This window comes from Kineococcus sp. G2 (assembly GCF_037154035.1).
Classification (GTDB): Bacteria; Actinomycetota; Actinomycetes; order Actinomycetales; family Kineococcaceae; genus Kineococcus.
The window spans coordinates 1-4,294 of the sequence record NZ_JBBBEM010000099.1; the positions used below are offsets into that span (position 1 = coordinate 1).

The 4,294-nt window shown below is 79.3% G+C and carries 1 protein-coding gene and 1 pseudogene; both read left to right on the plus strand.

The window, feature by feature from the left end; all coding sequences use genetic code 11:
• Positions 1-231: 231 nt before the first annotated feature.
• Entirely contained in the window at positions 232-1,908 is a 1,677-nt protein-coding gene (locus tag V9U69_RS14460) for a PP2C family protein-serine/threonine phosphatase (protein ID WP_337062551.1), read from the plus strand.
• Positions 1,909-1,966: 58 nt separating this feature from the next.
• Positions 1,967-4,294, plus strand: a pseudogene (locus V9U69_RS14465) (hypothetical protein); the annotation flags it as partial.

Here is a 4,294-nt window from a genome sequence, read left to right on the forward strand (position 1 = left end):
GCTCTGCCCGTGCCGCACCAGCGTCAGGGAGGCCGGCCAGCGCAGGGCGGGCGACCCGGGGGAGTCCAGGGGAGCGGGGGAGTCGGCCACCCGCCTACGTCTACCCCAGCGGCCCGGCCCGTGCTCGGTGAGTCGTGCCCCACCCCACCGGGAGGTGACAAGGTGTGACGATGCGGTCCCGGCGGGGACAGGCCCCGCCGCCGGAGGAGGAGGTGCACGCTGAAGCGGCTCGTGCAGCGCTGGCACCACCTCATGCTGCGCACCACCCTGCAGCGGCGCGTCTCCGCGATGGCGGGCGTCTTCCTGCTCATCTCCCTCGCGCTCACCGTGGTGCTCGCCCAGAGCCTGGCGCGGACCACCGGCGAGGGAGAGGGACGGCGCGCCGACCAGGAGCAGTGGAGGCACGTCGCCGAGAGCGTGGACGACTTCCGCACCACCCTCGTCGAGGCGCAGGCCGCCCACTCCGCCTACGTCCTCAACGCCGACGCCACCCAGCAGGCCACCCGCGCGCGCGAGCGCGCCGACCTGCTCACCGCCCTCGCGGCCCGCGAGGGCGAGCTGCAGCAGCGAGCGGCGGACCTCGGCGCCGCCGGGGTCACCGACCAGGTCGAGGAGATCGTCTCCGAGGTCGACGCCTGGCGCGCCGTCCTCGCCGAGCAGGCCCGCGTCAAGGCCACCGGCGATCCGGAGGCGCTGGCGCGCACCCTCGCCAACGCCCCCGCCAGCCGGTACTTCCGCGCCGCCTACCGGGGTGCGGAGCAGCTCACCGGCGTGCTCGGCGACCAGCGGATCGCCGCGGGCGAGGAGGCGCTGGAGGACGTCGACCGCTTCCAGCTCGTGCAGGTCCTCGTCCTGGCCGTCGCCCTGCTGATGGTCCCCACCGTCCTGCACCTCGTGCGCCGCTGGGTCCTGCGCCCCCTCGACATGCTCTCCCAGCAGATGCTGCGCGTCGGCGGCGGCGACCTGCAGACCCCGGTGGGGCTGGCCGGGCCCCCCGAGCTGGCCGCCGTGGCGCACTCCGCCGAGACGATGCGCCGGCGCATCCTCGACGAGCTCGCCGACGCCGTCTCCGCCCGCGAGGCCCTCGCCCAGGGCCAGCCCCTCGTCGCCGAGGTCCGCGACCAGCTCGCCGCCCACGACCTGCCCGTCCTCGCCGGCTGGTCCGCCGCCGCCGCCCTGCGCCCCGCCGAGGGCCTGCTCGCCGGAGACTGGTACGACGTGCTGCCGCTGCAGGACGGCCGCTACGCCGTCGTCGTCGCCGACGTCTCCGGGCACGGCGCGCGCGCCGGCATCGTCGCCATCCAGCTCAAGCGCCTCCTGGAGGCCGCCCTGCACCTGGCGCCCGAGCCGGACCTGGCGCTGGCCATGGCCGCGCGCGTCTTCACCGACGAGGCCGAGCGCTTCGCCAGCTGCGTCGTCGCCGTCGTCGACCCCGACTCCGGGCTCGTGCGGTACGCCAACGCCGGGCACCCCGCACCGCTGGTGCTGCGCTCCGACCCCGGCGCCGACGGGCCCGCCGTGCGGCTGGTCTCGGAGCTGGAGGCCACCGGCCCACTGCTGTCCTGGCTGCACCTGGACGTGCCCGGCGCCTGGAGCACCGGCACCGCCTCCCTGGCGCCCGGTTCGATGCTCGTCGTCTACACCGACGGGCTCACCGAGGCCCGCCCCAGCGGCAGCACCGACGAGCTGGGCGTCGAGGGCGTCCTCGAGGCGCTCTCGCGCCTGCCCGAGCTGACCCCGCAGACCCTCGTCGACGAGGCCCTCGACGTCGCCCGCCGCTTCAGCGGCGGACGGGCCCGCGACGACGTCACCCTCGTCGTCCTCGCCCGCAGCACCACCCCCGCCCCGAGCGCCCCGCCCACCGCCCCCTCCGCGCCGGGCGGCGGCTCACCCCTGCCGGCGCGCTGAGCGCTCCCGGCGCGGCGAGGGCGCTCGGCGGCCCGACCGCGCGCCTACTGTGGAGGGCGTGAACGACGCCGCACGCCCCACCGCCGACGCGACCCGACGGCGGTGGTGGGCGCAGGCGGAGGCGCTCGGCGGCACGTCCACCCTGCTGGACCACCCCGACGGGCCCGACGCGGGCCTGGACCTGACCACCGCGCACCCCTCCGGGCTGGCGCAGCTGCTGGCCGGGGGGCCGGCGCCGCTGTCCAGCCTCGTGCGCGAGTCCGGCGCCTTCGCCGACGCCCGCCGCCGCGCCCGCAGCACCCACCGCCGCGCCGCCGTCCTGCTCGCCCAGCGCGGCACCCGCGCCCTGGCCGTGGCCGTGGGCACCGTCACCTGGGTCCCCCCGCGCGGCCCCGCGCGCCGCACCCCCCTGCTGCTGCGCCGCTGCTCCCTGACACCGGTGGGCGGCGCGCAGGACGACTTCGTGGTGCAGCTCGACCCCGGTGTCCTCGTCAACCCCGTGCTGGTGCGCACCGCGCGCGCCGAGCTGGGCGTGGAGCTGGACGCCCCCCGCGTGGCGCGCGCCGTGGGCAGCCACCGCGGCTTCGACCCCGAGCCCGCCCTGGAGGAGGTGCGCCGCCAGCTGGCCGGCGCCCGGGGGCTGAGGGTGGAGCGCCGCCTGCTGCTGAGCACCTTCACCGACCCCGGCTCGGACCTGCTCGCCCACCTGCGCGAGCACGGCGCGGACGTGCGCGGGCACCGCGTCGTGCGGGCCCTGGCCGAGCAGGTGCCCGTCACCCCCGCCGGTGCGCCGCCGACCGGCGGTGACGCCCCGGCGGCGGACCGCACCGGGCTGGCGCTGGACCCGTGGCAGCTGCGCGCCGTCGAGCACGTCCTGGCCGGGTCCGACCTGCGGCTGGAGGCGCCCGCCGGCACCGGCGCCACCCAGGTCGCCGCCGCGATCGTGGCCGCCGAGGCCGCGGCGGGGCGCACCACCCTGCTCGTGGCCGACTCCGCCGCCGAGCGCCGCGCCGTCGACGAGCGCCTGCGCGAGCACGGCCTGGGCCGCCTCGTGCTGCACGCGACCGCCGAGCTGGACGCCGCCGCCGTGCTCGCCGACGTGCGCGAGCAGACCCGCGCCGCCCGCGCCGAGCTCGCCGCCCGCACCGGCACCACCGGCCCGCAGTCCCCCCGGCCGGAGGCTCCCGGTGCCGCCGCGGCCCTGGACGAGCACGCCCGAGCCCTGCACCGCCCGCGCGAGCCGTGGGGCGTCAGCGCCCACGACGCGATGGAGGCGCTCGCCGAGCTCGCCGAGCGCGACGTGCCGGCCACCACGACCCGGCGCCTGCGCGGCCGGGCGCTCGCCGACTGCCGCCGCGAGGACCTGCCGGTGTGGGCGGCGCGGCTGCGCCGCGCCGTCGAGCTGGGCGCCTTCGAGGTGAGCGGGGCGAGCACCCCGTGGGCGGACGCACCGCTGCGCACCCCCCGCGCGGCCGAGGACGCCCTGGCGCGGGTGCGCTCGGCGCTGGAGCGCACCCTCCCCGCCGCCCGGGCCCTCATGGCCACCGTCTGCGACGCCGCGGGGCTGCGGGGAGCCGCCTCCGTGGCCGAGGCGGACGCTCGGGTGGAGCTGCTGGAGGGGGTGCGGGCCAGCGTCGAGCGCTTCGGGCCCGAGGTGTTCACCCAGCCCCTCGGCGACCCGGCCGCCGCCACCGCCACCGCCCAGTGGCGGCGGGAGAACGGCGTGCGCATGGGGGCGCTGGCGCGCTGGCGGCTGCGCCGCCGGGCGCGCGCCCTGCTGCTGCCCTCCGCGGAGCCGGAGAGCACCGCCGAGCTGCACGACTGGCTGCAGCGGGCGCGCGCGCAGCGGCTCAGCTGGCAGCGCGTCGCCGTGCGCGAGGCCGCACCCCACGTCCCCGACGGCCTGGACGAGCTGTGCACGGCCGTCGCCGCCCTGCGCGCCGACCTGCTCGACCTCGAGCGCGTCCTGCCGCAGCGGCTGCTCGGCGAGGTCGGCGGGGACCGCGTCGAGGCCGGCTCGCTGCTGGCCGTGCCCCTGCCGGAGCTGACCGCGCTGCTGCGCTCCCTGGCCGCCGACGCCGCCGCCCTGGACGACCTGCCCGAGCGCACCGTGCTCCTCGACGAGCTCGCCGCCGCCGGCTGGCAACCCCTCCTGGAGGACCTCGGCGCCCGATGGGGCGGCGCGGGCGGCGTGGACCTGACCGCGGAGGTGGAGCGCGCCTGGTGGGCCGGCGTCCTGGACGCCGTCTGCATGGAGGACCACCTGGTCGGTGCGCCCGACGCGGCCGCGCTGCGCAGCGCGCGCGCCGGGCTGCAGCTGGCGCAGGCCGCCGCCCTCGCCCACGACGCCCGGCGGGTGCGCCGCGCCGTGGACGCGCGCGTGCCG